The organism is Paenibacillus algorifonticola (genome assembly GCF_000971975.1).
Lineage (GTDB): Bacteria > Bacillota > Bacilli > Paenibacillales > Paenibacillaceae > Pristimantibacillus > Pristimantibacillus algorifonticola.
The window spans coordinates 117,435-143,998 of the sequence record NZ_KQ040778.1; the positions used below are offsets into that span (position 1 = coordinate 117,435).

24 protein-coding genes are annotated in these 26,564 nt (G+C 51.0%); 18 read left to right on the plus strand and 6 right to left on the minus strand.

Annotated elements, in window-relative coordinates; translation table 11 throughout:
• Positions 1–4: 4 nt before the first annotated feature.
• The 4 genes from WH37_RS00565 to WH37_RS00580 all read left to right on the plus strand — a co-directional run bounded on the left by WH37_RS00565 (position 5) and on the right by WH37_RS00580 (position 4,509).
• Positions 5–1,354 carry an LLM class flavin-dependent oxidoreductase gene (locus WH37_RS00565; protein WP_046228615.1) on the plus strand — a complete coding sequence of 450 codons (1,350 nt, stop codon included), beginning with the start codon at positions 5–7 and terminating at the stop codon, positions 1,352–1,354.
• On the plus strand, positions 1,351–2,121 hold the full coding sequence (locus tag WH37_RS00570; RefSeq protein ID WP_046228616.1) for an ABC transporter ATP-binding protein: 771 nt from the start codon (positions 1,351–1,353) through the stop codon (positions 2,119–2,121). Before WH37_RS00565 ends, WH37_RS00570 begins: the two co-directional genes overlap by 4 nt.
• A gap of 38 nt (positions 2,122–2,159) precedes the next feature.
• Positions 2,160–2,924, plus strand: coding sequence for an ABC transporter permease (locus WH37_RS00575; RefSeq protein ID WP_046228617.1), 765 nt, complete (start codon positions 2,160–2,162; stop codon positions 2,922–2,924).
• Positions 2,925–3,036: 112 nt separating this feature from the next.
• Positions 3,037–4,509, plus strand: coding sequence for a gluconokinase (locus WH37_RS00580; RefSeq protein WP_046228618.1), 1,473 nt, complete (start codon positions 3,037–3,039; stop codon positions 4,507–4,509).
• Between the two features lie 139 nt (positions 4,510–4,648).
• Here the strand turns inward: WH37_RS00580 and WH37_RS33210 are convergent, their stop codons facing one another.
• Complete coding sequence (locus WH37_RS33210; RefSeq protein ID WP_052736730.1) at positions 4,649–5,845, minus strand: copper amine oxidase N-terminal domain-containing protein; 1,197 nt, start codon at positions 5,843–5,845, stop codon at positions 4,649–4,651.
• Positions 5,846–6,069: 224 nt separating this feature from the next.
• Here WH37_RS33210 and WH37_RS00590 point away from each other — a divergent pair, with 224 nt between their 5' ends.
• The 3 genes from WH37_RS00590 to WH37_RS00600 all read left to right on the plus strand — a co-directional run bounded on the left by WH37_RS00590 (position 6,070) and on the right by WH37_RS00600 (position 8,793).
• On the plus strand, positions 6,070–6,873 hold the full coding sequence (locus WH37_RS00590; RefSeq protein WP_046228783.1) for an alpha/beta hydrolase: 804 nt from the start codon (positions 6,070–6,072) through the stop codon (positions 6,871–6,873).
• A 200-nt stretch (positions 6,874–7,073) separates the two neighbouring features.
• Positions 7,074–7,937: an SDR family oxidoreductase gene (locus WH37_RS00595; RefSeq protein ID WP_231594072.1), complete on the plus strand. Its 864-nt coding sequence runs from the start codon at positions 7,074–7,076 to the stop codon at positions 7,935–7,937.
• A gap of 37 nt (positions 7,938–7,974) precedes the next feature.
• Positions 7,975–8,793 carry a substrate-binding periplasmic protein gene (locus WH37_RS00600; RefSeq protein ID WP_046228619.1) on the plus strand — a complete coding sequence of 273 codons (819 nt, stop codon included), beginning with the start codon at positions 7,975–7,977 and terminating at the stop codon, positions 8,791–8,793.
• A gap of 180 nt (positions 8,794–8,973) precedes the next feature.
• Here the strand turns inward: WH37_RS00600 and WH37_RS00605 are convergent, their stop codons facing one another.
• Entirely contained in the window at positions 8,974–10,125 is a 1,152-nt protein-coding gene (locus WH37_RS00605) for a metallophosphoesterase (RefSeq protein ID WP_046228620.1), read from the minus strand.
• A 153-nt stretch (positions 10,126–10,278) separates the two neighbouring features.
• Between WH37_RS00605 and WH37_RS00610 the strand changes: the two genes are divergently transcribed.
• From WH37_RS00610 to WH37_RS00620, 3 genes are all read left to right on the plus strand, one after another.
• Complete coding sequence (locus WH37_RS00610; protein WP_046228785.1) at positions 10,279–10,599, plus strand: YnfA family protein; 321 nt, start codon at positions 10,279–10,281, stop codon at positions 10,597–10,599.
• A 602-nt stretch (positions 10,600–11,201) separates the two neighbouring features.
• The gene (locus WH37_RS00615; protein ID WP_046228621.1) at positions 11,202–13,373 is read left to right on the plus strand and encodes a DNA topoisomerase III; all 2,172 of its coding nucleotides are present in this window, start codon (positions 11,202–11,204) and stop codon (positions 13,371–13,373) included.
• 233 nt (positions 13,374–13,606) lie between these two features.
• Positions 13,607–14,635 carry a dienelactone hydrolase family protein gene (locus WH37_RS00620; protein WP_046228622.1) on the plus strand — a complete coding sequence of 343 codons (1,029 nt, stop codon included), beginning with the start codon at positions 13,607–13,609 and terminating at the stop codon, positions 14,633–14,635.
• 19 nt (positions 14,636–14,654) lie between these two features.
• Here WH37_RS00620 and WH37_RS00625 read toward each other — a convergent pair whose 3' ends face one another.
• Positions 14,655–15,515 carry a helix-turn-helix domain-containing protein gene (locus WH37_RS00625; RefSeq protein WP_046228623.1) on the minus strand — a complete coding sequence of 287 codons (861 nt, stop codon included), beginning with the start codon at positions 15,513–15,515 and terminating at the stop codon, positions 14,655–14,657.
• 139 nt (positions 15,516–15,654) lie between these two features.
• Between WH37_RS00625 and WH37_RS00630 the strand changes: the two genes are divergently transcribed.
• The 3 genes from WH37_RS00630 to sda all read left to right on the plus strand — a co-directional run bounded on the left by WH37_RS00630 (position 15,655) and on the right by sda (position 18,822).
• Positions 15,655–17,562, plus strand: a complete 1,908-nt coding sequence (locus WH37_RS00630) for a beta-L-arabinofuranosidase domain-containing protein (RefSeq protein ID WP_231594073.1) — start codon at positions 15,655–15,657, stop codon at positions 17,560–17,562.
• A gap of 126 nt (positions 17,563–17,688) precedes the next feature.
• Positions 17,689–18,363: a YheC/YheD family protein gene (locus tag WH37_RS00635; protein ID WP_046228624.1), complete on the plus strand. Its 675-nt coding sequence runs from the start codon at positions 17,689–17,691 to the stop codon at positions 18,361–18,363.
• A 315-nt stretch (positions 18,364–18,678) separates the two neighbouring features.
• The gene (gene sda / locus WH37_RS00640; protein ID WP_046228625.1) at positions 18,679–18,822 is read left to right on the plus strand and encodes a sporulation histidine kinase inhibitor Sda; all 144 of its coding nucleotides are present in this window, start codon (positions 18,679–18,681) and stop codon (positions 18,820–18,822) included.
• Between the two features lie 4 nt (positions 18,823–18,826).
• Here the strand turns inward: sda and WH37_RS35230 are convergent, their stop codons facing one another.
• Together WH37_RS35230 and WH37_RS00645 are read right to left on the minus strand one after the other, a co-directional pair.
• Positions 18,827–19,066, minus strand: a complete 240-nt coding sequence (locus tag WH37_RS35230) for a hypothetical protein (protein WP_074904708.1) — start codon at positions 19,064–19,066, stop codon at positions 18,827–18,829.
• A 115-nt stretch (positions 19,067–19,181) separates the two neighbouring features.
• Entirely contained in the window at positions 19,182–20,183 is a 1,002-nt protein-coding gene (locus tag WH37_RS00645) for an NAD(P)/FAD-dependent oxidoreductase (RefSeq protein ID WP_046228626.1), read from the minus strand.
• Positions 20,184–20,477: 294 nt separating this feature from the next.
• On the opposite strand from WH37_RS00645, the gene WH37_RS00650 reads away from it, so the two are divergent.
• Together WH37_RS00650 and WH37_RS00655 are read left to right on the plus strand one after the other, a co-directional pair.
• The gene (locus WH37_RS00650; RefSeq protein WP_046228627.1) at positions 20,478–21,671 is read left to right on the plus strand and encodes an NAD(P)/FAD-dependent oxidoreductase; all 1,194 of its coding nucleotides are present in this window, start codon (positions 20,478–20,480) and stop codon (positions 21,669–21,671) included.
• Positions 21,671–21,937 carry a hypothetical protein gene (locus WH37_RS00655; protein ID WP_046228628.1) on the plus strand — a complete coding sequence of 89 codons (267 nt, stop codon included), beginning with the start codon at positions 21,671–21,673 and terminating at the stop codon, positions 21,935–21,937. Before WH37_RS00650 ends, WH37_RS00655 begins: the two co-directional genes overlap by 1 nt.
• A gap of 98 nt (positions 21,938–22,035) precedes the next feature.
• Here the strand turns inward: WH37_RS00655 and hemQ are convergent, their stop codons facing one another.
• Positions 22,036–22,782: a hydrogen peroxide-dependent heme synthase gene (gene hemQ, locus WH37_RS00660; RefSeq protein WP_046228629.1), complete on the minus strand. Its 747-nt coding sequence runs from the start codon at positions 22,780–22,782 to the stop codon at positions 22,036–22,038.
• Between the two features lie 162 nt (positions 22,783–22,944).
• On the opposite strand from hemQ, the gene WH37_RS00665 reads away from it, so the two are divergent.
• The 3 genes from WH37_RS00665 (at position 22,945) to dnaI (ending at position 26,026) form a co-directional block, all read left to right on the plus strand.
• Positions 22,945–23,232, plus strand: a complete 288-nt coding sequence (locus tag WH37_RS00665; RefSeq protein WP_046228630.1) for a YuiB family protein — start codon at positions 22,945–22,947, stop codon at positions 23,230–23,232.
• A 309-nt stretch (positions 23,233–23,541) separates the two neighbouring features.
• Positions 23,542–25,050 carry a replication initiation and membrane attachment family protein gene (locus WH37_RS00670; RefSeq protein WP_046228631.1) on the plus strand — a complete coding sequence of 503 codons (1,509 nt, stop codon included), beginning with the start codon at positions 23,542–23,544 and terminating at the stop codon, positions 25,048–25,050.
• A gap of 19 nt (positions 25,051–25,069) precedes the next feature.
• Entirely contained in the window at positions 25,070–26,026 is a 957-nt protein-coding gene (gene dnaI, locus WH37_RS00675) for a primosomal protein DnaI (protein ID WP_046228632.1), read from the plus strand.
• The last annotated feature ends 538 nt before the right edge of the window (positions 26,027–26,564 follow it).

The following is a 26,564-nucleotide window of genomic DNA, read 5'->3' on the forward strand; positions in this document are numbered from 1 at the left end:
GAAAATGAGCGATACGCCAAAACAATTAAAGCTGGGCTTATTTATTCAAAGCACGGGGCATCACGCCGCTGCATGGAGGCATCCTGAGACAGCTACGCTCCAAAGCCACAACGTTCACTATTATCAACAGCTCGCCAAGACGGCAGAGCGAGGGAAGTTTGATCTGCTGTTTCTGGCCGATGATCTTGCCGTTCCGCTGCCCTACAAATCGGCATTAACCGATCGCTACGGCAAGCTGGAGCCGCTGACGCTGCTGTCGAACCTGGCTGCCGTTACGGAGCATATCGGTCTGGCGGCTACCTTTTCGACTACCTTTAACGAGCCCTATCATGCTGCGCGCAAATTCGCATCCCTTGATCATATTAGCGATGGCAGGGCGGCCTGGAACGTCGTAACGTCGGCGCTGAATGACGAAGCCCACAATTTTGGCCAGGATGAAATTCTCGATCATGAGCTTCGTTATGAGCGGGCGGATGAATTTTTCCAGGTGGCGTCCGGTTTATGGGATAGCTGGGATGAGGATGCGGTGCAGGCGGATAAGGAAAGCGGCGAGTATTTTGACTTGGATAAAGTGCATGTGCTGAACCATCAAGGGACATTTTTCTCCGTACAGGGGCCGCTGAATGTAGCTCGCCCCGTACAAGGTCGTCCGGTCATTATTCAGGCGGGATCATCCGGAACCGGGCAGCAGTTCGCAGCGAAAAATGCCGATGTCGTATTCACGGTGCAAAATCATTTGGACAGCGCAAAGAAGTTTTACCAGCAAGTAAAAGAACTCGCGGAAACACATGGTCGCTCCCGCGATGACATTAAAATATTGCCCGGCTTGTTCCCCATTATCGGGGACACACAAGAGGAAGCCGAAGCGAACTACCAGCAGCTTCAACAGCTGGTGGACCGCAAAATCGGCACCGCCTTGCTAGGCGGCGTATTAGATAATATTGATCTTTCGGGCTATGCCGACGACGAACCGTTTCCTGAGCTGCAGGAGGCTGGCGGCACTCGCAGCCGTTTTCAGCTGGTGATGGAGACGGCTAGAAGAGAAGGCTTGACGGTGAGGGAAGTCTATTTGCGGTTTGCTTCGGCAAGGGGCCATCTTACCGTGATTGGAACGCCCGAGCAAATTGCCGACCAGATGGAACTCTGGCTGCGTGAAGGGGCTGCTGACGGTTTTAACATTATGCCGCCTTACATGCCTGGCGGTCTGGATATTTTTGTGGAGAAGGTTATCCCGGTGCTCCAGCAGCGCGGCTTGTTCCGCACGGAATATGAAGGCGGCACCTTGCGCGAAAACTTGGGACTGCGTCGTCCTGCCAGCCGCTATGCCCGGCAAGAAAGCGGCGTGGACGTATGAGCGGTAGCGGCAAGCTGGAATTGATTGCGGTGGACAAAAGCTTCAGGGCGGAAAAGCAGAATCATGTGCTCGCTGACATTCATTTGAGTCTGAGTCCCGGCGAATTTGTTACCATCATCGGGCCGAGCGGCTGCGGCAAAAGCACGCTGCTCAAAATTATCGCCGGACTCGATGCCGATTACGAGGGGGCCGTGCTGCTGGGTGGTGTGGATGCGGGCAAGCCCAGCCGTGATAAAGGGTTTATTTTTCAAGAGCATCGCCTTTTCCCATGGCTTACGGTGGAGCGGAATATTGCCGCTAATCAATCGCTAAGAAATAAAGAGGTTCGCGGGCAGGTGGATGCGATGATTAAGCTGGTGCGTTTAGAAGGTTTTGAGAAGGCGTATCCGAAGGAGCTGTCTGGCGGGATGTCCCAGCGGGTCGCTATTGCCAGGGCACTTATGCAAAGCCCGCAGGTGCTTCTGCTCGATGAGCCCTTCGGCGCGCTCGACGCCTTCACCCGCACGCATATGCAGGAAGCGCTGCTGGACATTTGGCGCAATAATCGGGCGACGATGCTGCTCGTCACTCATGATATCGACGAAGCGGTGTTTTTATCCGAAAGAATCGTCGTGATGGATGCTCGTCCAGGCCGAATCAAGCAGATTGTTCGCAATGATCTGCCCTATCCGCGCACGAGGCATAGTCCGGGCTTTCAGGAGCTGCGTTCCCAGGTCATGCGAGCGCTGGAGAAGCAGGAGGAGCCAGAGGAAAACTGGGTCATATAAAGCTATAGGCATCGTGATACCAACATGAAGGAGATATTATGAAACAATTAGGAAAATGGTGGAAAGGGGCTGTAATCCCGGTCAGCGTGCTGCTTCTATGGCAGTGGGCATCTTGGTCGGGAGCGGCAGATCCTAAGCTTTTTCCAGCTCCAAGCTCAATCTTTGGGGATCTGTACACGATGCTCCTGTCAGGGGAATTGTTCTATCATATCCGCATTAGCGTCGTGCGCGCCGCGCTCGGCTTTTTATTGGGAGGGAGCTTGGGGCTGCTTATTGGCTTATTGGTTGGCATGTATGTAAAAGTCGAGGAATTGGTTGATCCAACCGTACAGATGCTGCGGACCGTGCCTTTGCTCTCGATTACCCCTTTGTTCATTTTGTGGTTTGGCTTTGGCGAGCTGTCCAAGGTGCTGTTGATTGCAATGGGAGCGTTTTTTCCGCTGTATGTGAACACCTTTCTCGGTGTCAGGGGTGTCGATAAAAAGCTGTTCGACGTAGCGCGCGTCCTTGAGTTCAGCCGTTACAAGCAGGTGACGAAGCTGATGCTCCCTGCCGCCTTGCCCAACGTCCTGCTGGGCCTTCGTCTGTCGCTCAGCATCGCATGGCTGTGCCTCGTTGTAGCTGAATTAATGGGAGCCGACAGCGGCGTCGGCTATCTGATTCAGGATGCCCGATCATATGTGCGGACAGGCGCTGTGTTCGTTGGCATTTTCGTGTTCGCCGCTGTCGGCAAGCTGGCTGATTCAGCTGTACGATTGCTGGAGCGCAGACTGCTGAAATGGCAGGATAACTACCGGGGATAATGTGAAAAAATAGCCCATACTGCTCATTCGTCCCGCAAATCAGTTATAATAAAACGATAGCAACGCGGAATATACGGCCCTTCGGAGCTGGAGACGAAAAGGACGATGAGAGATGGGAAGAGAGCTGGTAATCGGGCTTGATCTGGGGACAACCAGCGTGAAAGCTTGTATTTTTGATCGAAATGGCCATTTGGTTGCAGATGTTGAGAAAATGAACACCTTCCACTATCCGCAGCAGGGCTGGGTGGAGCAGAACCCGGCGGACATCGAGCGCTCGGCCGTGCTCGCGGTCAGAGAAGCGATTGAGAAGGCGGAGGTACAGGAAGGCGAGCTGCTGGCGCTCGGTTTTTCGGCGGCGATGCATGCGATTCTGACGCTGGACGCTGACGGGAGGCCGACTTCTCCGGCGATTATTTGGGCGGATGGAAGAAGCGCAGGCCAGGCGGAAGCGATGCTGGAAGCAAATGGGGAGCAGGTGTATAAGGCGACGGGAACGCCGATTCACCCGATGACGCCGCTGATGAAGCTGCTGTGGATGAAAGAAAATAACTACGAGCCTTATGAGCAAGCGAGCTATTTCATGTCGATTAAGGAATATTTGCTTTACTGCTGGTTTGGCAAACGTAAAATCGATTATGCGATGGCCTCGGCAACCGGCTTGTTCAATCCGGCGAAGCTGGACTGGGAGCCGGAGCTGCTGGCGTTAACAGGCATTACGGCAGAGCAGCTGTCCGAAATCGTGCCGCCAACGGAAATCCTCTCTGGGCTGAAAGCGGATATTGCTGCGCAAATGGGTGTCCCAGCGAACCTGCCCTTTGCGATTGGATCTGCGGATGGGCAGCTGTCGAACCTCGGCATCGGCGCGATTCTTCCCGGCGAGGTTGCCGTATCTGTAGGGACGAGCGGAGCAATCCGCCAGCTTACGCATCAGGCGAAGGTGAGCGATAGCCGCGAGACGTTCTGCTACTCTTTTACGAAGGATACGTATATCGTGGGCGGCCCGACGAATAATGGCGGCATTGCGCTGCAATGGCTGAAGGATACGCTGAATTATGAAGGCGGCTACGAGGCTTTTCTGGCTGAGGCTGAGAAGATTGCTCCCGGCGCGGACGGCCTGCTCTTCCTGCCTTATCTTAACGGCGAACGGGCGCCGTTGTGGAACCAGCGGGCGAAGGGCAATTTCTACGGCTTAACGATGACCCATGAGCGGGCGCACTGGATTCGCGCGGTGCTGGAGGGGGTTACGTTCAACCTGTATCAAATCGGCAAGGCGCTGGAGAAGCTGGCGGGCGCGCCGCAGAAAATGTATGTGAACGGCGGGCTGTCCCGCTCGCCGCTCTGGCTGCAAATGATGGCTGATATTTTCGATGCGGAAATATACGTCTCGGAAAACCATCACAGCGCCGCATGGGGCGCCGCTTGGACCGCTCTGGTAGCCGCAGGGCATGCAAACTCCTATGAGGAAATTAAGCAGCATATTCCAATGGACAAGCCTGTTGTTCCGAACCCGGAGACGAGCAAGCGCTACAAAGAAATTTATGCGAACTATGAAAAGCTGGCGAAAACGATGGCTGCCTTTTTCTAAAGGTCTGTCTAACTAAGTCTCATAATCGAGTAGGCTTGAGCAGCTAAAAAAAATCAAGCCCTGGCAGTTGTGAGTGATCACTGCTAGGGCTTGATTTTTTTATTTAAATCGTAATGCCTCGAAAGGACGGCAAAGCCGTTTACGCTTTATTCAGCGAATAGCTGTAAGTGTAGCTTTTGCCATCGAGGGCGCTGCGGTAAGAGAAGCTGAGCACGCCTTTGGACGTTTCACCTGTGAAAGCCAGCTCATCGCCATGATAAGGGATGTCGTTCATTTCGGCGTACTCCTGCTCGGCAGTGGACAGGAACTGTTTATACAGAAGCGTAGCGGTGCCCGTCTTCAAATCGACTAAAGTGAGCAGCCCTGTTTTGTTAGGACGAATAATAAGGTAGCCTTGGCCCATGCCAAGTACGGCATACACTTCATCTTTGCCACCCAGCTTGGGCAGGTCATATTCCTCCAGCGTAGCTCCGCTGCTGTCCAGCAGCGATAACGTTTTGCCATCCGTCAGCAAAGGATTATTGTTCATAGCAACAATGTTAGGCTCATAGCGCTGGTAATACTGCGCCGTCGCCTGCTTGACGAGCTTATTATCTTTAATATAGGCGGCGTGGGAGCGATATTGAATGCCGGGCTCCCCATAGTTGAAGAGAACGGTTACCATGAGGCCATTTGTTCCGATCACTTTGGTCGAAATGCCCCAGTAGCCGGAAAGCTCCGGATCTATGTTAAGCTTGCCTGCAGGCTTGGGAATATCAGATTTGCCCAGCGCCGTATAAAGATTGCCGGTTGCCGGATCGATCCATACTGCGCCTGACTGCATGCTGCCGCCCGTTTGATAAATGACCTTCTGGTTAATGCCGACCGTATTCTCGGCTTGCTTCCACGTCACGCTTGCTCCAATGGATTCGGAGAAAAAACGCAGCGGCACGTACACATGGCCTTTAATCACTTGAAGAGGGGTAAGCAGCTTGATCTTTTTGCCGTTATTGATCGCCTCTGTAGAGCCGACCTTTAACGTAATCAGATGTCCCGGATAGCTCATGGTGACGGTTTTGGCCGCTGCGTTCCATGACACCATAGCTCCGAGCAGCTCGCCAACCTCACGAAGCGGCATATACACCGAATTTTGCGATATAAAAGGGGCTGATTCGGTCAAATGCGAATTGCCGTTGACCTTAAGCGTTATTTTCTTGGCGGCTGTCGTAGCCGCTGCCGCTGTTATGTAATCACTGCTGTTAGCTGGAAGCGCTGCTGATGCAAGAGGCGCTCCTATTAACGAAGCAGCGAGACTGATTGCCGGAATGATCGTAAAAGCGGTGCGAAAACGTTTCATCCTTATTCCTCCTGTTAAGGTTGCTGTTATTGCCATGCCTTCTAAGCTTAGTCTAAAATTAAAGACGCAGCCACACTACAAATAGTTACAATTTTGGCTGAATAAATTTCGATTTTGTTGTCGCACGTGATGAAGGAATTAACGCCTTCCAAGTGGAATTCATGTATAATGGCTTTGAAGCAATGGCTATCATTAGCATAAATAGTTATTCGGAGGTATCGTATATGACGGAAGTGGCTTTATGGCCAGATTCAGCTTATGAAAATGTGGAAGGTGAGCGCCCGTATTTAGTGCCTCATCTCATCCGGTCGGACAAGCCTTTAGCAGCAGTTATCGTGCTTCCAGGCGGCGGATACGGCTATCGCGCCGACCATGAAGGCGAGCCGATTGCAAAGTGGCTGAATGATTTGGGCTTGCATGCGTTTGTTCTTCATTACCGTGTAGCTCCGCATAAGCATCCTATTCCGCTCGGTGACGCGAAGCGCGCGATGCGGATCGTCAGAAGCCGGGCAGCTGAATTCGGCATTGATCCCGCACGTATCGGCATACTGGGCTTCTCGGCTGGCGGTCATCTGGCCTCCACAGCAGGCACGCATTTTGATGCCGGAGACAGCAGCAGTTCCGATCCGATCGAACGCGCAAGCAGCCGTCCGGATGCGATGGTACTGTGTTATCCGGTTATTTCGCTAGGAGAGTTCCGTCACCATGGCTCACTTGTCAATTTGCTTGGAGAGGATGCGCCTGAGGAGCTTCGCAGGGAGCTGTCGAGCGAGCTGCAAGTAACGGAGCAGACACCGCCGACCTTCCTCTGGCATGCGGCCGATGACGGCGCCGTTCCGGTTCAGAACAGCTTAATGTTTGCTGCGGCGCTTGCGAACAAGGGCGTGCCGTACGAAATACACATCTATGAGAGCGGCGGACATGGCATTGGTCTTGCCTATGATCATCCTGAAGCCCATACTTGGACTTTATGCTGCGGCAACTGGCTTAAAAAACGCGGCTTTACGGAAGAAGCAGACGTACAATAACAATAGCTTCAATAGCGAACAGCATGAGTGCAGCAGCAGGGCGTAGGAGCGAATAAACCGTTCATTCTAACGATTGCTCCTAAGGGCCTGCTGGCCTGCTGCTATTGGCTTGGGCGTTTGCTGCAGCAGCAGGTACAGGGTCTCCGGGAAAATCCGGAGACCTTTTATACTATATAGATAGAGAAGCGGAGCTGAGAAGCATGATGCAAATGCGAGGGAAAATCGTACTTGTTACCGGAGCAAATGCGGGTATGGGATTGGCATCAGCTACGGAGCTGGCGAAGGCTGGCGCGGACGTCATTATGGCTTGCCGCAGCTTGGAGCGCGGAGAAGCCGCGAGGCAGCAGGCGCTTGCTGCAAGCGGAGCCTCTCATATTGAATTGATGGCATGCGATTTAGGAGATTTTGCGAGCATACTAGCCTTTTGCGAAGCTTTCAAGCAGCGGTACGACCGGCTGGATGTGCTGCTAAACAATGCAGGCGTTGTATCGCTGAAACGCGAGCTAACCAAAGATGGTTATGAAAGCATGATCGGCGTCAATCATCTAGGCCATTTTTTACTGACGACATCGTTGTTGGAGCTGCTGGAGCGATCGCCTCAGGGCAGAGTGGTCAATGTATCCTCGGGTGCATATAAAGCGGGAAAAATCCATTTTGAAGATATCAATCTGTCTCGGGGCTTTAGTGTAGTAAAGGGTTATGCCCAATCGAAGCTGGCAAACATATTGTTCACCAAGGAACTGGCTAGGCGGCTCGCGCATACGAGGGTGACGGTTAATTGTCTGCATCCAGGAGCAGTAGGAACGTCGCTCGGCGTTAACCGCCAGACGGGATTTGGCAAAAGCATGCATGCGCTGCTGCGGCCTTTTTTCTTGACTTCGCTGCAGGGCGCGCAGACGGCGCTGTATTTGGCGAGCTCGGAGGAAGGCGGAGCGTTAAGCGGGCACTATTTTTATAAGCAAAAAAGGGAGGAAGTGTCTTCAAAAGCAAAGGATGAGCAAGCTGCCAAGCGGCTGTGGGAATGGAGCGAGCAGCAGGTTGACCAAGGAAGGCGTGCGAAATAAAGCGAGATGGGGGGCGTTATGGTGGGAGGTTGTTTGAATGTTTGAGAAAGCTTCCGTCAAGTCGGCTATTGCGCTGCTTGCGCTGTTTAGCCTTATGCTGGCTGGCTGTACGAAGGATGCGCCAATGCCAGAAAGAAGCAATCCTGCCATGCTGCAATGGCTGCCGATCATTAAACAGTCGGGCAAGCTGGTTATCGCCACAACCGAAAATTACCCGTTTGAATATACGGATGAAGAGACTGGCAAGTTTATAGGATACGATGTTGATTTGGCGCAAGCGATTGCAGACGAAATTGGCGTAGAGATTGAATGGAAAAAAATGCCCTTTGCTGAGCTGCTTAATGCCTTGCAGTTGGGTGAAGCCGACATGGTTATAGCCAGTATGTATATTACGGAGGAGCGGGAACGGATTGTCGAGATGTCGGATAAATATTTGGATACCGGCATGGCGATCGTCAGGCGGATGGGAGATCAATCGGTACGCTCCCTTGGTGATTTGGATGGCAAAACCATTGGTGTAAAAACGCAAGCGACCAGCGAGCGGGAAGCAGAAGCGCTTATGGCGCAGGGCAAAAAGATTAAAATACGTTCGTATGCTTCGGTGACGGAATGTTTGGAAGCACTGCGCTCCGGCGAGGTAGATATCGTATTTAACGATTATTTAAAACAGGTCAGCTACAATCAGCATTATCCCGAGGCACAGCTGGAGCTGGTAGGCGGCGCATTTACGCAAGAAGGTTTTGGAATAGCTGTTGTCAAAGGGCAGACCGAATTGCTTCAGGTCGTCAATCAGGTCATACACAGGCTTCAGGAAAATGGCGATGCGGATGTGCTATACAGCAAATGGCTGCAATAAAGGAAAATATGAGCGGCGTACGTATGCTATAATGGAAATCGGATGATATATAAAAAAAGACTGGCGACGCATCGGGTTGTGCATCAAGTACACCCGGTACGATCATCGCCAGTTTTTTTGTTTTTTCGTATAAAGTCAGCGGCAAGCGAGTAGGCAAGCAAAGCGGCAAGCAAGCTCAGCTTACGGCCGGAATTCGACGTTTAGCTGAATGATTTCTGCGCGGCTGCCTATGCGAAGCGGCGGTCCCCACGTGCCGAAGCCGGAGGAGACGATGGCATGAAGCTGCCCTTTTTGCAAAAAGCCCCAGTCCAGCTCGAACAGCCGTCTTGTAAAAAAGTGGTTTGGCATCATTTGACCGCGATGGGTATGACCGGACAACGAAAGATCAATGCCTTGAAGCGAAGCCTGCTCCAGATCGGAAGGCTGATGATCCATCATAATGAGTGGCAGGGAAGCGTCAAGCGCTGCGACGAGCTCCTTCACGGATTGACGGCCCGCTGGATCGGCTCTTTTTGCGCTCAAGTCTTTGCGGCCAATGACGTAAAAACCGTCATCAATCTTCACGCTCTCGTCCAGCAGGACGCGTATGCCGACAGCATCCATTTCCGCAATGAAGCGGGCAATGTGACCGCCAATATATTCATGATTGCCAAGAACGGCATAGACGCCAAGCGGCGCTTTCAGGCGCTTCATAACCTCGGACATATAATCATCGATATAAGGGCCAATGTCATCATCAATAACGTCGCCCGGCAGCAAAATCAAATCTGGCTTCATGCGTTCCATAGCATCCGCAAGCCGCGCCAAATGGCGTTTGCCGACGATAGTGCCGAGGTGAATATCCGACGCCATGCCGATGCGCAGCGATTTGCGCGGTCCCGCTGACTTGGCAATCGTAATGGAATAGGTGCGGACGATCGGGGACCAGGCATTCCAGCTCCCACGAAGCAGAATGGTTAACATTATAACGACGACTACACTTCCTACTGAAAGTACGGCCGTATAGGAGGGAATATCCAGCCTCGTCAGCAGCCAATATATCAGATTGGCGGGAGGAAGCAGCAGTACCGCATATTCCATAACCGCGAACCAGTAGGAGCCAATAAGCTTGAACACACGCCCTATTTTGCGCAGTGGTGTTACAGGTTGAAGCAGTCTTCCAATAATATAAGAGAAAGAGACAATAGCGACAATGAAGGCATAAGGGAGCGGGTTTTCCAGGGGAAGTAAGGCCGATAAATACAGCCATCCATTCCAGCCAATATAAAAATTAATAGAAACAAAAATAAATAATACTAAAGCGATTATACCGATCAAACGCGGTTTCAACATTCGCACTCCCCAGTCATTATCTTTGTGCATGAGAATAAGTTGCCTAATCTATTATCATTCATGGTGAGAATACTATAGCATAACGGCAATTGTCAGGTAAAATAGAGTCAGAGACTAAAGGGGAGAAGGAGTGCTTTAGCGTTGCCTTTAATCATGCAAATTTTACTGTTTATTGCTGCGGGGCTCGCAGAAATTGGCGGCGGCTATTTGGTATGGCTTTGGCTGCGCGAAGGAAAGCCTTATTGGTACGGTATAATAGGCAGCGCGGTCTTGGTGCTGTACGGCATTTTGCCTACGCTGCAATCGTTTCCAACCTTTGGCAGAGTGTATGCGGCATATGGCGGCGTGTTCGTCGCAATGGCGGTGCTTTGGGGCTGGCTGGTAGACAAGCGTACGCCTGATCTTTACGATTGGATTGGCGCTGCCGTATGTCTGGTCGGCGTATCGATTATTTTATGGGCGCCGCGGGGCTAGCTAGTACGTGTATGCAAACGTAAGCGAGCCAGATCCTGATCGAATTTAGCGTCAAACGTAGCGTCATTCGTATTCCCTCTCCTAGCGGGAATGTCACCCCTTCATGAATGAGAACCTATCGTACCGAAAGGCAGCTTCATGTTCTTCGTTTCAGGGGGTTGCTCCCTGCACAAAGATAAACTTGGTGGACACAGCAGCCGCTATTTCAACAGAATCACGGGTTATGGCACAGGCTGCGGACTCAGGAGCCGCTAATGCGCTGCCAAAAGCCATTTTGACAGGAGGATGAGGGCGATAACGGATTTCCTGTCCGCTTACAGCCCGAAATCGGATCAAAAGCCAGAATAGCGGAACCTCAGTCCTTGAAAAAAGGAGGGAGCGTCCCGAGCTGCGTGGTCTCAGCTACAATCGCATGCTGCGGATCCCCAGCCTTGAATCGTCAGATGAGTTTGGCCTCGAAAAAGCGCTAAGCAAGGCGCAGCCGACTCTGGTTTGCACACACACCCTTGCTCAGGTGTCATGCTTGGTCTATTTTTGACAACATTAGCATTTGTAAGGATAATATAGCTTTACAAGCTGGACGAATGGAGCGAATGGAAGAGATGAAATCATTAGTGCTCGCGGAAAAGCCAAGCGTGGCAAAGGAAATTGCCCGTGTACTCGGCTGTACAAACAAAAATAAAAGCTACATAGAAGGCCCTAAATATGTTGTAACGTGGGCGCTCGGCCATCTGGTTACTCTCGCAGAGCCGGAGGAATATGATCCGAAATACCGCACCTGGAATTTGGAGGATTTGCCGCTGCTGCCCCCTAAAATGAACTTGAAGGTGATGAAGGAAACGTCGCATCAGTTCAAGGCAGTAGCACAGCTGTGCAAGCGTTCCGATATTGGCGAGCTGATTATTGCGACTGATGCCGGTCGAGAAGGCGAACTGGTTGCCCGCTGGATTATGGAGCTGGTTCATTGGCGCAAGCCGTTTAAACGGCTTTGGATTTCGTCGCAGACGGATAAGGCGATCAAGGATGGCTTTAGCAAGCTGAAGCCGGGAGCGGAATACAACCATTTGTATGCATCCGCTGTATGCCGCGCCGAGGCGGATTGGCTCATCGGACTTAATGTCACCCGCGCTTTGACGACCAAATACAATGCACAGCTGGCGGCAGGACGCGTGCAGACGCCGACGCTTGCCGCTTTGATGGACCGCGAGAAGGAAATTGAGCAGTTCCAGTCCCAGCCGTTTTGGACGGTATCTGCGGATATGGGCACTTTTCAGGCGGTATGGCGCGAGCAGGATGGCCATGATGGACGTGTATGGGGCCGCGATGAAGCAGGTGCAGTCGTCGCCCGTTTGCAGGGAAAAGGAGCGAAGGTAGACAAGCTGCGCACAGTTGAAAAGTCGGAGCTGCATCCGGGGGCCTATGACTTGACGGAGCTGCAGCGTGATGCGAACAAGCGGCTGGGCTTCTCGGCGAAGCAGACGTCGGGTGTGCTGCAGAAGCTGTATGAGCAGCATAAAATCGTCACTTATCCGCGTACCGACTCGCGCTTTCTATCGAGCGACATCGTGCCGACGTTCAAAAGCAGGCTGGAAAGCGTGGCGGTCGGGCCTTATGCGCCTTTTGCCCGCAAGCTGCTGCGCGGCCCGCTAACCGTGACGAAGCGATTCGTTGATGACAGCAAGGTCAGCGATCACCATGCGATTATTCCAACGGAGCAATACGTTAACTTGTCCGCGCTAAGCTCGGAGGAGCGCAAGCTGTACGATCTGATTGTCCGCCGTTTTCTAGCCCTGTTCTCGCCGGCTTACCGCTATGATGAGACGAGCGTAACGCTGGCGGTTGGCAGCGATAAGCTGTACGCCAAAGGCCGGGTGCAGAAGGAAAGCGGCTGGAAGGAGCTATACAGCGGGGGCGGAATCGGCAGTGGAGGCTTCGGAGATGATGACGATGAAGACGACGATAAAGCCCGCAGCGAAGCGGATCGCCAGCCGGAGCAGCTGCTGCCCGCCATGAGCATGGGGCAGACGCTGCCGATTAAGCAAGCCCGCTTCAAGGAATTGCGGACGCTGCCGCCTGCAAGATATACGGAAGCATCGCTGCTGGGCCGAATGGAGAAGCATAGCTTGGGTACGCCAGCAACGCGAGCGGATATTATTGAGAAGCTGCTGGGAACCGACACGATTGAGCGTCGGGGCAACCAGCTGTCGCCTACAGGAAAAGGCCGACAGCTTATCGAAATTGTCGTCGAGGAGCTGCGCCGGCCGGAGCTGACTGCGCAGTGGGAGCGGGAGCTTGAGCGTATTGCGCTCGGCAAGGGCAATCCAGCGAAGTTTATGGCGGGCATTCGCGAGCAGGCGAGCAAATGGGTGGCAGAGGTGAAAAATGAGACAAAGGAATACAAGCCTCATAATCTGACGCATTCGCGCTGCCCGGAATGCAGCAAGCATTTGATGGAAGTGAAAGGCAAGCGCGGCAAGTCGCTCGTATGTCCGGATCGGGAATGCGGCTATCGCCGCTCGGCTGAGCCGGCGCTGTCGAACAAGCGCTGCCCGCAATGCCGCAAGAAGATGGAAATTCATGACGGCAAGGCCGGAAAATACGCACAGTGCCGTCCATGCAACGTCATTGAAATGCTGGGCGATAAACAGGGTGGACGGATCAATAAGCATCAGGAGAAGAAGCTGATCAATCAATTCAGCGATAATGTGTCGCTCTCGAGCAGCTTGGCGGATGCCCTCAAGGCAGCTATGAGCAAGCAGGAGGACGACAAGTAAGCATTCAAGCAAGTTAGTGAGCAAATAAGCAAGTGAATGCCCCCAAAAAGCTTCGGCCTGCCATTGAAAAAGCAGGCTTGAAGCTTTTTTTTAAAATAAATACGCTTGACTACTGCGGCCTTCGGCTTTAGCGTTATAGGGGCATAGAGAGAATGATAGATTTAGTAAGCGTTTTCTATGAAAAGAAACGATGATGAGAAGCAACTATTTTGGCATTGGCAGGAGGAACGTTCATGTGGAAAGCAGATCAACTATTAAATCGGCTTTATGAGGAAGCGGTTGAAGCGCATCGTGCAGCGGCGGAAGCAGAGAGCAGGGAAGGCAGAAGGCAGCAATTAAAGAGCGCGCTTGCATCGGCGGTTGGCTCTTTTGAACCAAGCCTTGGGTATGAGCCTGTCGTGCTTGAACGGGTCCAATGCGATGGATATATGAGGGAACGAGTTGAGCTGTCCGCTACATCTGGGCTGTCATTCGCAGCATACGTTCTTATACCAGAAGGCGCAAAGAGCCAGCAGCTTCCAGGTGTACTGGCGGTGCATGGACATGGCTATGGCAGCAGGGAAATCGTCGGTTTGCTCCCGGACGGCACGGAAGACCATGGGAAGCCTAACATTCATCAGCATTTTGCTGTCCAGCTGGTGAAGCGCGGCATGGTCGTCATTGCGCCGGATGTCGTCGGCTTCGGTGAACGGAGGCTGGATGCGGATTTGCAGGAAAATCCCGATGCTCCAAGCTCCTGCTACAGATTGTCCACACAGCTCATGATGCTGGGCAAAACGCTGACGGGCCTACGAACGGCCGAAGTATTGGAAGCGCTTAACTATTTGGCGGACAGACCAGAGGTAGATGCAGCCCGCATAGGGGCTATGGGCTTTTCCGGCGGAGCACTTATTTCGTATGTAGCCGCAGCACTGGATGAACGGATAAAGGCAGTCGTCCTGACTGGCTTTACAAATACGTTTAAGGAAAGCATATTTGCCGTCCATCACTGCATCGACAATTATACGCCAGGCCTGCTGGCCCATGCCGAGCTTCCCGAGCTGATCGGGCTAATTGCGCCGCGCCCGCTGTTTCTGGAATCCGGGCAAAATGACCCGATTTTCCCGGTTGAGGGCTTTAAAAAAGCGGCAGCAGAGCTGCAAGCGATTTATGAACGCGAAGGCGCGTCTGGGCAGCTGCAATGCGATATTTTCCCAGGTGTCCACGAAATCAGCGGCCGGGTTTCTTATAATTGGCTGCGCCAAACGCTTTCAATGGAGTAGATTTCCATCGCTATTGCCCTCAATGTGAACGGTAAAATTGCCGCAAGTAAGCGGAGGGCGATTCGCCGTAAATTTTTTTGAACACTCTGCTGAAATAAAACGGATTTTGATACCCGAGCCGATCGCTAATATCAGAAATGTTTAAAGAGCTGCTGCGCATTAGCGCTACGGCGTGCTGGAGCCTTAGTCGGGTATGCGTCTCAATGATGGATTGTCCGGTCACGCGCTTGAATGTTGCGGAAAGATAGCTGTAGTTTAAGTTCAAGGCAGCTGCCAAATGGCTGGCTGAAAAAGGCTCGCAGCTATGCGAGCTGAGAAACGCAATAATCTGTTCTGAAATTTCCTCAGCCGATGTGCTTTTTCTTTCCTCGACAGACGCTTGGTGAAGATCCAGAAACAGCTCGTACACGCTGAGGCTAGTCCTCGTCATCTGATGGGACCGTCCCTCCTCGAGCCCCTTCATCAGCGCGTTCAAACGGTTTTCCATGCCTGGAAAGGCAGCGCCCTGTTTGGGCAGAATGAGTCTATATAGATAATGATCGGGATAATAAAGGGCCAGCTCTTGCAGCGGGGCTTTTTCTTTATAGAGGGTATTGCCACTATCCGCCATGTTGAAATGAACCCAATACCACTGCGTACCCGCCGCTGTTTCATGCCGTCCCCAGTGATGAAGCCCTTTTTTCAAAAATAAATATTGCTTGGCGTGGATTATGAAGGGGACTCCTTCCTCCACCACCTGCATGCTGCCGCTTGCCACGTACAAAAAAACATCATAATCCAGCGTGCGATCGGGATGTGTATAAAGCTCCTCTGTCTGGTTCCAGCCAATGTCCCGTACTAATGGAAAACGGTCAGCCGTTAAGGTAAGGTGGGCATCCATAGAGACCTCCATATGTTCAATTTATTAAATAGACACAAAAAAAGGATAGGTTTTGCTAATCCATGTGCATGTACGCCTTTTATTATATCGTTTTAGACTAAGGAGGAAAAACAAATATTGTGCTGGAAGGGTGCAAAGGATGAATATAAGGAACCTATTTGCCAAACATGCGCTGAGCGAATTTGCCGCTGGCAAAGTAAAGCTATCCGCAGGGCCGCTTAAAGCCCGCTTTGAGCTGAATAAGAAATATGTCATGAGCCTTACGGAGGACAATCTGCTCCGCAATTTTTATTTGGAAGCCGGGCTGTGGAGCTACAGCGGGAATGGAGGCACAACGAGCGCGACTACGACGAGCAGCGATGGTCCCGAGCATTGGCACTGGGGCTGGGAATCGCCAACCTGCGAGCTGCGCGGCCATATGATGGGGCACTGGCTGTCCGCTGCTGCCCGGATCTGCTCGCAGACGGGAGATGCGCAGGTGAGAGCGAAGGCAGATTTTATTGTAGCGGAGCTTGAAAGATGCCAGCAGGCAAGTGGCGGACAGTGGCTGGCCGCTTTTCCCGAGACGTACATGAATCGCATGGCACAAGGAAGATTTGTGTGGGCGCCGCATTATACCGTACACAAGCTGCTTATGGGCTTGCATGAGATGTATGTGTTGACAGGCAATCAGAAGGCATTGACCATTATGAATGGTATGGCGTCATGGTTCTATTTGTGGACGGCAGGCTTTTCCCAGCAGGAAATGGACGAGCTGCTTGATATGGAGACGGGAGGCATGCTGGAAGCATGGGCTGATCTTTATGGCATTACCAGTGATCCCAAGCATCTGGCACTCATTGAAAAATATGACAGGCGGCGATTTTTCGATGCGCTGCTTGAAGGGCAGGATGTGCTGACGAACAAGCATGCCAACACGCAAATTCCTGAAATATTGGGTGCTGCGCGGGCTTGGGAGGTGACGGGCGAGACAAGATTTCGCAAAGTAGTCGAAGCCTTCTGGAAAAATGCGGTGACGGACAGAGGATATGTAGCAACTGGGGCGGGTGATGATGGCGAGCTGTGGATGCCTGCCGGAGACATGGGAGCAAGGCTTGGCGTCGGTCAAGAGCATTGCTGCAATTACAATATGATGCGGCTGGCACAGACGCTTCTGCGCTGGACTGGTGAAGCGGTGTATGCGGATTATTGGGAACGGCGATTTATAAATGGCGTCCTGGCGCAACAGCATGGCGATACCGGCATGGTTTCCTATTTTCTTGGGATGGGAGCAGGCAGCCACAAGGCATGGGGATCACCGACCCAGCATTTCTGGTGCTGCCACGGGACGCTAGTGCAGGCGAATGCCGGCTACGAATCGCAAATTTTTCTTGCAGACCAGACGGGAATTGCAGTATGCCAGTGGCTTTCATCGGAGCTAGTCCATGAATGGGAGGGCTGTGCTATTCGCCTTCAGCTCGAGCAAGACGGCCAATATGGGGACTATCCGCTGAATAATTGGTCAGTCACGGGGATGGGGGCCATCACGAAGGTAAATACCCCGCCGCTGCCCGTCCATCGTCCGAATAGCATGCAGTATAAGCTGACTATTCGCACGGAGCAGCCGATCACCTTCGCGCTTAAGCTGCGTATGCCATGGTGGCTGAGCGGGCAAGCGAGCATTTCCATTAACGGAGAAAAAGCTGAAGCAGCCGAATATGCACCTTCCTCCTTTGCGGAGCTTATCCGTCAGTGGGAGGATGGAGATACCATCTCGGTGGAGCTGCCGAAGGCGCTGAAGGCTGAGCCGCTTCCAGGCGACCATGGAAAAGTTGCTTTTCTGGACGGCCCTGTCGTGCTTGCAGGCTTGACGGAGGAGGAGCGTATGCTTGCTGGTGATCCAGCAAATCCGGCAACGCTGCTGATGCCTGACCGTGAACGCAATCACAGCTGGTGGAATAGCGGCTATTACCGGTCGGCAGGCATCGACCGCGGTTTCCGGTTTATCCCGCTGTTCGAGGTTAAGGACGAGGCGTATGCGGTTTATTTTTCAATTAAGCCGAACTAAATGAATGCCTGGCTGGCTTTCGCAGCCTTAACAAGAGGGGCGACTTACCTGCGTCAATCATCCAAGAGACAGACGTCTTGCTGACATATGCTATGGAGGAGGAAGCAGGAAAGGAGCTGGTAGCTTTTGAGCGAGCATCAGGGCAGGCAGTTGGCAAGCAAGTGGGCGAAGACGGCCGTATTATTGTCACACGCGGGTATTGCCCCGCATATTCCCCCTACCAGACGGTATACTGGGGAAAACTTGAGGAGCATGCTGCGAACGCATCAAATGGTTGTAATCAAGCCGGTTTGCGGAGCAGGCGGGCACGGGGTTATTAAGGTGACGCAGGATGGAAGCGCAAGCTATTCCTACACCTACTATGCACAGAAAAAGCAATTCAGCAGCTTTAACGCTCTGAAGAGCGCGCTTGATCAACAACGCAAGGGACGGGCTTATATTATACAAAAAGGCATCCGTCTAGCCACCGTCGGCAGTAGGCCGATCGATTACCGCGTGAAATATGTAAAGACCGATACGGGCTGGGTTTATCGCGCCATGGTAGGAAGAATTGCTAGAGAGGGCTTATTCGTAACGAACCTCTGTCGAGGCGGAACGATGGTTAGCGCGGCGGAAGGCATCAGGAGCTCGATTTCCGGTGCAGCCGTTCAGGCAAAAAAATCGAAGATGAGAGAATTGACGGTGCTGGCGACGCAGCTGCTGGAAAGCCGGTTTCCGGGCATTGGACAGCTGGGCTTCGATTATGGCATCGACAAGAGCGGGAAAATATGGATTTTCGAAGTGAATACGAGGCCGCAATAAACCCGAAAGGGTTTATTTTTTTGACCCTCTACTAAATTTCCATAAGAGGAAAAAATAACTAATGTCATTAAACGATAAGATTGATAGATTAAGAGATTGTAATTAAAGTTTTTTATGGAAATGGTAAAAATTCAGACTGTGCATAACCGTATCCACAATGTACACAGCGCGAATCCTCAATATTCGACGTTTATTCACACGCCATGCACACCCTGTCCACAAGCAGCTGTGTATAACCAGAACGGTTGTTCTATCGTTTATCTCCGTGATAATATGGTGAAGCATTAGCAAAAGCCAAGAAAGGAAGTGCCGATTATGGAGCTTATGTCCGACGCTTTTCTTAAGGACACCTACTATGCGGCGGTCCAGTCTAAGCTAGATCAGGAATTTATTCAAATGCTGCTTTTTGAAATGAAGCGAAGGCAATTGACAGACGAGGATGTGCGCAATACAGCCTGAGACGTTATTCCTGCCATTCACTTATGCACACTTCTATCGTATGCGCGCAGCTTGGGCACAGTGCCGTATGTAAACAATTTGCATCGCCTATCTGATTGCGAGCGGAACCGGAGATGGATACAGGCTCGTATGGAGCATAAGGATCACTCCATTCCAGCGTACGCCCGCAATCATTCATCGCTTCATTGCACTTGTCACAATTTACTTCCACTCTCTTGATGCCGTTGCAGACTGGACAAAACATAAGGGTATCCTCCTTGGCTTGCACCGCTTAACGCCATGCATCGCTTCAAGGTAGAATACCCTTATTTGTGTGTATTTACTTATTGCTTGTATGGAAGGCTGCGAGCGTTTCCGGCTTACAGCTTCATATTGCTGCTGTGGCCAGGAGAAAGCTTCGCTTCCGGATCTACATATACTTTCGCATTGTTAATCGCTGTTGGCGCTTCGCCAAACCCGACAGCAATCAGCTTGAGCTTGCCTGGGTAAGTCGTAATATCGCCTGCTGCGAACAGTCCAGGAATATTCGTTTCCATGCGCGTATCCACGACGATGGAGCCGCCTTGAATTTCAATGCCCCATTCGGCAATTGGGCCGAGGGAGGACACAAAGCCAAAGTTGACAATAACGGCGTCGACATCGAGCTCTGTCGTTTCTTTCGTTTTCACATGGGCAAGCGTTACTTTCTCGATTTGGTCCTCGCCATGCAGCGCGGTAATTTCCATCGGAGTCAGCACATTGACCTTGGAATTCATCAGGTTTTCTACACTGTGCTCATGCGCACGGAACTTGTCTCTGCGGTGAATGAGCGTGACGCTCTTCGCAATCGGCTCCAGCATAAGCGACCAGTCAACCGCGGAGTCGCCGCCACCGCTGATCAGAACGTTCTGGTCTTTAAAGCGCTGCAGGTCGCCGACAAAATAATGCAGATTTTTCTTCTCGTAAGCGGCAGCTTCTGGAAGCTCCAGACGACGCGGCTCAAACGCGCCTACGCCAGCTGTAATAATAACGGCCTTCGCGTAGTGGGTTTCTGTATCAGTCGTAATTTCGAACAGGCGCTCATCCTTTTTGATGACCTGCTTAACCTTTTGCTCCAGGCAAATTTGCGGCTTGAAGTGGTTAAGCTGCTCTACAAGGCGGTCAACAAGCTCTTGAGCCGTTACTTTCGGGAAGCCTGCAACGTCATAAATATATTTCTCTGGATAAAGTGCAGCCAGTTGTCCACCAAGTTGGGGCATGCTTTCAATTAGCTTAACGGATGCTTGGCGCATGCCGCCGTAAAAAGCAGCGAACAGGCCAGCAGGACCGCCGCCAATAATTGCGATATCGACAATGTTTTCAGGTAGTTCAGTTTGAGACAACGTTGGCACCTCCACATATTTGTATCTATCCTTATTATTATAAACATATGGGCACAAAGAAGGAAATAACTAATTTGTATGCCCTTCTAAAGTTTTTCGTATAAAATGCCATTGAACTTTTGTTTAAAACTCTGTAGTATGTCTGTTGTATGTTAAGGTTGGCACAGCTGGAAATTGGCCAAATATAGGGAGACTAAGTTGCACATTTAATCCTCGTAGATCATAAATGTAGAAAGAGGTTTGTGTAATTTTTCACAATATAATTAAACGCATAGGAATGGAAGGGATCATACGATGAGCAACATACCTAAGATTGTTATTCTGGGTGCGGGATACGGCGGAGTGCTGACGGCGTTGCGTTTGCAGAAGGAGCTTAACTACAACGAAGCAGATGTTACATTGGTAAACAAGCATGACTATCATTACATTACCACACATTTGCATATGCCAGCGGCAGGAACCGATAATCCTGAAAATGCCCGTGTCAGCATCTCGAAGCTGATTGACGAATTTAAAATTGATTTTGTAAAATCGACGGTTGTACAAATTCGCCCGCAGGACAAAAAGGTTATTTTGGAAGACGGTACGCTGTCTTACGATTATTTGGTTGTGGGACTTGGCGGAGAGCCGGAAACGTTCGGTATTCCGGGCCTTGGCGAGCATGCGATGAACATTCGCAGCATTAACTCGGTCCGCCTTATTCGCGAGCATATTGACTATCAATTTGCCCGCTTTAAGCGCGAGCCGCATCGCACCGATTATTTGACATTTATTGTAGGCGGAGCAGGCTTTACCGGCATTGAGTTCGTCGGCGAGCTCTCAGACCGCATTCCTGAGCTGTGCAAGCAGTTCGATGTAGACCCGGCGCTTGTGAAAATCTACAATATTGAAGCGGCTCCGACGGCGCTGCCAGGCTTTGATCCTGAGCTTGTGGAATATGCGATGGACGTGCTGACGAAGAAGAACGTCACGTTCCGAATTGGCACAGCGATTAAAGAGTGTACGGCAGAAGGTGTCGTTGTTGGTGAAGGCGAAGAGATCAAGTCGGCAACGGTCATCTGGACGGGCGGCATCCGCGGCAATCGCTTGATTGAGGATGCAGGCTTTGAAACGATGCGCGGACGTGTGAAAATCGACGACCAGCTGCGCGCGCCAGGCCATGAGAATATTTACATTTTGGGCGACAACTCGCTCATGTTTAATCCGGAAGGCCGTCCATATCCGCCAACCGCGCAAATTGCTATGCAGCAAGGTGTCGTGTGCGCCCACAATTTGGTTGCATCGATTCGCAACCAGCCGCTTAAAGCGTTCGCGTTCAGCAACAAAGGAACGGTAGCGTCCCTTGGCAAAGGTGAAGCGATCGGTCTTGCATTTGGCAAAAAATATAAAGGCCGGGTAGCGGCATGGCTGAAGAAAATGATCGACCTGCGCTATCTGTTCATTATCGGCGGCATTCCGCTCGTCCTGCGCAAAGGGAAGTTTTTCTAATGCGTCATTGCAGCGTGCAGGTTCGGGGGTTGCTGACGCGGGATGAGCTGGATCGCTATAACGCTCTAATGGAAGTCGGCTCGTATTTGGAGTCGCAAAATCGCTATGATTTGGCTTATCCGGTTCAAAAGGAAGTAGACCTGCTCATCCAGCCGGCGATTGAACGGTTGAAGGATAAAGGCCGCGAGCGCGACCGCGCAACGCAGGAGTATTTGGAAGCGAAGCGCCTGGGCCAGGATGAAGAGGATGACGAGGAAGAAGATTAGGCGAAGCTAATAAAAAAAGAACCGCCCCGGCACAGTGACGAACATTCGTCATCGTGCCGGGGCGGTTGTGCATTATTTTCAAAAGAAAGAAAAAAGGTCTAAACTTTCAGCAGAGCGGTGAATTTCGCTGCATCAAGCAAATTGCCGACGTAGAAGTCGCCAAAGTCGCCATAGCGGGCGCTAACTTCATCAAAGCGCATTTCGTAGATCAGCTTCTTGAATTGCAGCGCATCCTCTGCAAACAGCGTTACGCCCCACTCCCAATTGTCGAAGCCGACGGAGCCGCTAATAATTTGCTTCACTTTGCCGGCATATTTGCGGCCGATCATGCCATGGCTGCGCATCATCGTGCGGCGCTCGTCCATGCCGAGCATGTACCAGTTGTCGTTGCCGTCGCGGCGCTTATTCATCGGATAGAAGCAGATGTGGCGCGCTTTTGGCAAAATCGGCTTGAGGCGGGCAAGAATTTCCGGATTTTCCATCGGATCGGTGCCCGGCTGGTTCACATAGTTGCTCAGCTCCACAACGCTTACATAGGAATAGGCCTGCGTTGTAAAGGAAGCGAACGCTGTTTTATTGAAAGCTGTCTCAATTTCGTTCAGCTCCTCCAGCGTTTCGCGCAGGTGCATGAAAACAAAATCAGCTTTTTGTCCAACGATGGAGTAGACAGCTGTGCTGCCTTGCTTGCTTTCCTCGATATCCGACCATTGCTTCAGAAACGTATTCAGCTCATCCAGCATGCGGTTTTGCTCTTCGGTGGTGCTCAGTCTCCAGGCAGCCCAATTAACGCTGCGGAAATCATGAAGGCAGTACCAGCCCTCTAGTGTAATAGCTACTTCACTCATATCAGCGATAACCCCTATCTTTGGCATATTTTGCTGTGAACATTGTAACGTAGTTTAGGGCGTAAGGGCAAATGTCGGACTTGTGACAATTGGTAGATCGGAATTGACTTCCTTAAGCGGTTTCATTAAAATGTTATCGAGAGTCTGAGAGGGGAATCGTACATGCTTCAACTGATTATTGCGACGGTGCTGTTTTTGGTCATGATGTTCGGCATCGGATTTATTCTGAATATGCTATTGAAAACAACATGGTTTCCCATTTATATGTTTATTATTGTTCTTGTGCCGTTCTACGTCTGGAGCACATGGGATAAGACGCTCTCTACTTCCGAGAACTTTACGAGCTTTACTTTCATTGATTTAGTGCCTGTATTTGGCGCATTAATTGGCGCGTATTTAAGCGGATGGACGATTCAGGCGCTGCGCAAGGGCGGCTATAAGATGTTTTAAGCGTATAAGCAAATCCCTCACTTGGGGGATTTTTTCTATTTTAGAACATGGCTTTGCGGTCCGTTTTAAAATATAAGAATTTATAAGTTGCACACTTATAATTGGCTTATATTACACCCTCGAAACGGTAGCTTTTCCGCCAGAGGACGGCTTCAGCCGTTTACGCTTGAAATATAGGAAAGGATATCCTAACGCTATCCTTTCTCTATATTTCTCGGAATGAAACGCGCCGCGCCGCCAAAGGATGGCGACAGCCGTTTCACCTTGTGTTAAACTGATAGAAAGTATGGACAGGATGGAGTAGATGCCATGCGCATCGGTAACATATTGCAGTTTACGGAGCATCACCGCTATTATATTTTTCGTGATTTTTCATTAAGCAGTTTGGATTATAAAATATTATCACTCATCTATCAGCCTATGATTGGCGCTTTTGCGGTTGCGCTGTATCAGCAGCTGTACCATGGCATATCGGATGGCGCTTCCGGCTATTCATCGCTGGAGCCGCAGCGTAAGCTGTTTCTCGGCCTTGGCCTTGAGATGAATGAGCGCGGGCGCAAGCATCTTGTCGAGCAGGCGTCGCGCCTGGAGGCGGTTGGCCTGCTGCAAACGTCGCGGCTGGCGCTGCCCGAGCAAAGCGACCTGATTTATGAATATGAGCTGGCTAAGCCGCTCACGCCGGGAGAGTTTTTTCAAACCCAGCATTTGGTCATGCTGCTTCGTGACAAGGTTGGAAAATACGCGCTAATTGCGTTAAGGGAATCTTTTGGAGCGCAGGAGCCTGACGAGCTGGCCAGCGTACAGTTGAGCAAGGAGAACATTTCCGTACCGTTTTATGAGCTGTTTCAGCTCAATCCCCAATCCGTGGACCCGGAGCTGGAGCAGGCACTAAGTGAGGTGGCGCCTTCTCGGCAAGCAGCGCCTAGGCTTAAACAGGAGACGGCAGGCATTCCTTATGGAGAAATTATTTTGCGGTTTCCGCGTAATTCCGCCAACCGCAGCTATGTTGAGCGGCTGCGCGGCGATGGCGAGCAGCTTGGGCAGTTGAATTACGTCGCTTATAAATACAGCTTGAATGCGAGTGATCTTTGCCGTCTGCTGGATGAGGATGGCGTTTTTGCGCCTGATGGACTGCTGCTCATTGACGAGCTGCAAATGCGTGCCAATCAAATGTATCGTCAGGACAAAAAGCGCGAAGGGGACCGTCAGCGAACGATTGCCCGCGTGCAGCAGTCTCAGGCAGAAGTGATGGAAGACAACATTGAAGAGTTTGGCGTGCAGGAAGAATATTATTTGAGCGTGCCCAGCTTGCTGGATGGCAGATGCGATATTCATCAGTACAATATGCTCATGCGCAATGAGCCGCATACGCGTTTCTTGCAGCGCTTTTTCCCTGGGGCTGTACCGGATTGGATTGAACGCTCCTTCGAGCGCATTGATCTCAATTACCGGCTGCCTGCTCCTGTTATTAATGTACTCATTCATTATGTTATAGGCATGAACGACGCCCATCGGATGACGAAAACATTCGTTGAAGCGGTCGTATCCAATATGCTAGTCAAGCAGGTAGATACGTTTGAGAAGGCTGTTGGCTATGTGCGCGAACAAGGGAAGGTTGAAGCAGACAAGGAGCAGCGGCAAGAAAATGCGCGTTCTGTGGGCACTTCTGGTCGCGGAGGCTCCCGCGCTGGAGCAAGAGGCGGTGCTTCCCGTAAGCCAAGCATCCCGATTGTGCAGGATACGGAAGCTGCAAGTCAGGTTTCGCCAGAGAAGCTTGAAGAAATGCGCCAGCTGGCAAGGAAGCTGGATGGAAAATAAGATTGCGGGGTGATTAAGAATGGAATCGCTGGGTGAGCTTCTGAAAGCATGGCCTGCGGGCAAGTCATTAACGGATCAGGCGGACCGCAAGCTGGAAGAGCTGCTTGCCGATCCGCTTGTGCATCGGCTGAGGGAGAAGCATCCCGAGCTGGATGAGCAGGCGGTTCGTCTTAATTTGAACCGGGTCTACCAATATGTAACGGAATATCGGAATTGCACAAACTGTCCGGGGCTCGATCAATGCCCGAATGACTTTGAGGGCCATTATACGCTGCTTTCATGCGATACGGTGCAGGAGCGCGTACAGCTGCATGACCGCAAGGTGGCATGCAAGAAAATGATTGCCCGCCGCAACGAGGAGCGAATCAAGAAACGGATTCGCAGCTTCTATGTGGATGACCGAGCGCTCAAGAGCGGCTATTCGGCGCTTGAAATTTTGGACAAGGACCCTACCCGTGCCGAAGCAGCTTACCGCGTCATTGAATACATTGACCGGACGAAGGAACAGGGCCTTCAGCCCAATGGCTTGTATTTAGCCGGAAAGTTTGGCACAGGGAAGACATTTCTCATGTGCTACCTGCTGCATGAGCTGGCGAAAGCTGATTATTCCGGCGTCATCGTCTATATGCCTGATTTTGTCGAGGATTTGAAATCGATGATGCACGAGCCGGCGAAGCTGCGGGAAACGGTGGAGATGATGAAGGAAACCGACCTGCTTATCTTTGATGATATCGGCGCGGAAAACTTGAATCCTTGGGCGAGGGATCATGTGCTTGGCTCCATATTGAATTACCGGATGAATCGCAAGCCGACGCTGTATACGTCCAATTATGAGCTGGATGGGCTGGAGCGGCATTTTAGCTTCACAAGCAAAGATGGCGATGAAGTGTATAAAGGGCAGCGATTGATGGACCGTATTCGGCCATATGTCGATGTGATCATGGTCACAGGCGACAATAAACGAGGATTAAAATAAAAAATTTGTTTAAAGTTTTAGCTCTTAGGATATTCTATTAAACCTGTTGAGAACTTTTCAACAGGTTTTTTTGCATCTGTAAACATTTATAAATGTTTTACTTTTATAACGAATTAACAATGATGCCGTAATAGCGGAAGTTGTATCCAAAAGACTGGGATACAACGGTTCATGACAGATGAATAAAAGTGTATGAAGCGATTTTTCGGACTAAATATGTAAACGCATTTTTGGTAGTAATTGTTAATTTATGCGTAACTTAAAGTAAAAATGTTTGCGTTTTCATCAAAAAAATTTTATATTAATTTTTTGTGTCATTTTAACTCAAACGCCGTATTTTCGGACATAATACCTTACGCAAAACAGCCGTAGTATGTGATATTGCTCAGTTTTGCCGAAAAGGGTAGTTGATTAAGTCTGATTTTATGCTATAATCTCTAGCATCAAATAGAGAATCTCAAACTATTCATAATTATTCCTTATGCCAAATATATATTCATCCTTACATTCAGTGGATAATATTTTTTTATTTCGGTTC

Excerpts from the sequence above, each read along its gene's own strand:
- WH37_RS00665 (WP_046228630.1), top strand. The coding sequence starts at position 22,945 with ATGCTTCAACTGATTATTGCGACGGTGCTGTTTTTGGTCATGATGTTC.
- WH37_RS35230 (WP_074904708.1), bottom strand. The coding sequence starts at position 19,066 with ATGTTTTGTCCAGTCTGCAACGGCATCAAGAGAGTGGAAGTAAATTGT.
- WH37_RS00595 (WP_231594072.1), top strand. The coding sequence starts at position 7,074 with ATGATGCAAATGCGAGGGAAAATCGTACTTGTTACCGGAGCAAATGCG.
- WH37_RS00615 (WP_046228621.1), top strand. The coding sequence starts at position 11,202 with ATGAAATCATTAGTGCTCGCGGAAAAGCCAAGCGTGGCAAAGGAAATT.
- WH37_RS00630 (WP_231594073.1), top strand. The coding sequence starts at position 15,655 with ATGAATATAAGGAACCTATTTGCCAAACATGCGCTGAGCGAATTTGCC.
- WH37_RS00570 (WP_046228616.1), top strand. The coding sequence starts at position 1,351 with ATGAGCGGTAGCGGCAAGCTGGAATTGATTGCGGTGGACAAAAGCTTC.
- WH37_RS00605 (WP_046228620.1), bottom strand. The coding sequence starts at position 10,125 with ATGTTGAAACCGCGTTTGATCGGTATAATCGCTTTAGTATTATTTATT.
- WH37_RS00590 (WP_046228783.1), top strand. The coding sequence starts at position 6,070 with ATGACGGAAGTGGCTTTATGGCCAGATTCAGCTTATGAAAATGTGGAA.
- WH37_RS00565 (WP_046228615.1), top strand. The coding sequence starts at position 5 with ATGAGCGATACGCCAAAACAATTAAAGCTGGGCTTATTTATTCAAAGC.
- WH37_RS00620 (WP_046228622.1), top strand. The coding sequence starts at position 13,607 with ATGTGGAAAGCAGATCAACTATTAAATCGGCTTTATGAGGAAGCGGTT.
- WH37_RS00600 (WP_046228619.1), top strand. The coding sequence starts at position 7,975 with ATGTTTGAGAAAGCTTCCGTCAAGTCGGCTATTGCGCTGCTTGCGCTG.
- WH37_RS00580 (WP_046228618.1), top strand. The coding sequence starts at position 3,037 with ATGGGAAGAGAGCTGGTAATCGGGCTTGATCTGGGGACAACCAGCGTG.
- sda (WP_046228625.1), top strand. The coding sequence starts at position 18,679 with ATGGAGCTTATGTCCGACGCTTTTCTTAAGGACACCTACTATGCGGCG.
- WH37_RS00625 (WP_046228623.1), bottom strand. The coding sequence starts at position 15,515 with ATGGATGCCCACCTTACCTTAACGGCTGACCGTTTTCCATTAGTACGG.
- dnaI (WP_046228632.1), top strand. The coding sequence starts at position 25,070 with ATGGAATCGCTGGGTGAGCTTCTGAAAGCATGGCCTGCGGGCAAGTCA.
- WH37_RS33210 (WP_052736730.1), bottom strand. The coding sequence starts at position 5,845 with ATGAAACGTTTTCGCACCGCTTTTACGATCATTCCGGCAATCAGTCTC.
- WH37_RS00650 (WP_046228627.1), top strand. The coding sequence starts at position 20,478 with ATGAGCAACATACCTAAGATTGTTATTCTGGGTGCGGGATACGGCGGA.
- WH37_RS00575 (WP_046228617.1), top strand. The coding sequence starts at position 2,160 with ATGAAACAATTAGGAAAATGGTGGAAAGGGGCTGTAATCCCGGTCAGC.
- hemQ (WP_046228629.1), bottom strand. The coding sequence starts at position 22,782 with ATGAGTGAAGTAGCTATTACACTAGAGGGCTGGTACTGCCTTCATGAT.
- WH37_RS00670 (WP_046228631.1), top strand. The coding sequence starts at position 23,542 with ATGCGCATCGGTAACATATTGCAGTTTACGGAGCATCACCGCTATTAT.
- WH37_RS00655 (WP_046228628.1), top strand. The coding sequence starts at position 21,671 with ATGCGTCATTGCAGCGTGCAGGTTCGGGGGTTGCTGACGCGGGATGAG.
- WH37_RS00610 (WP_046228785.1), top strand. The coding sequence starts at position 10,279 with ATGCAAATTTTACTGTTTATTGCTGCGGGGCTCGCAGAAATTGGCGGC.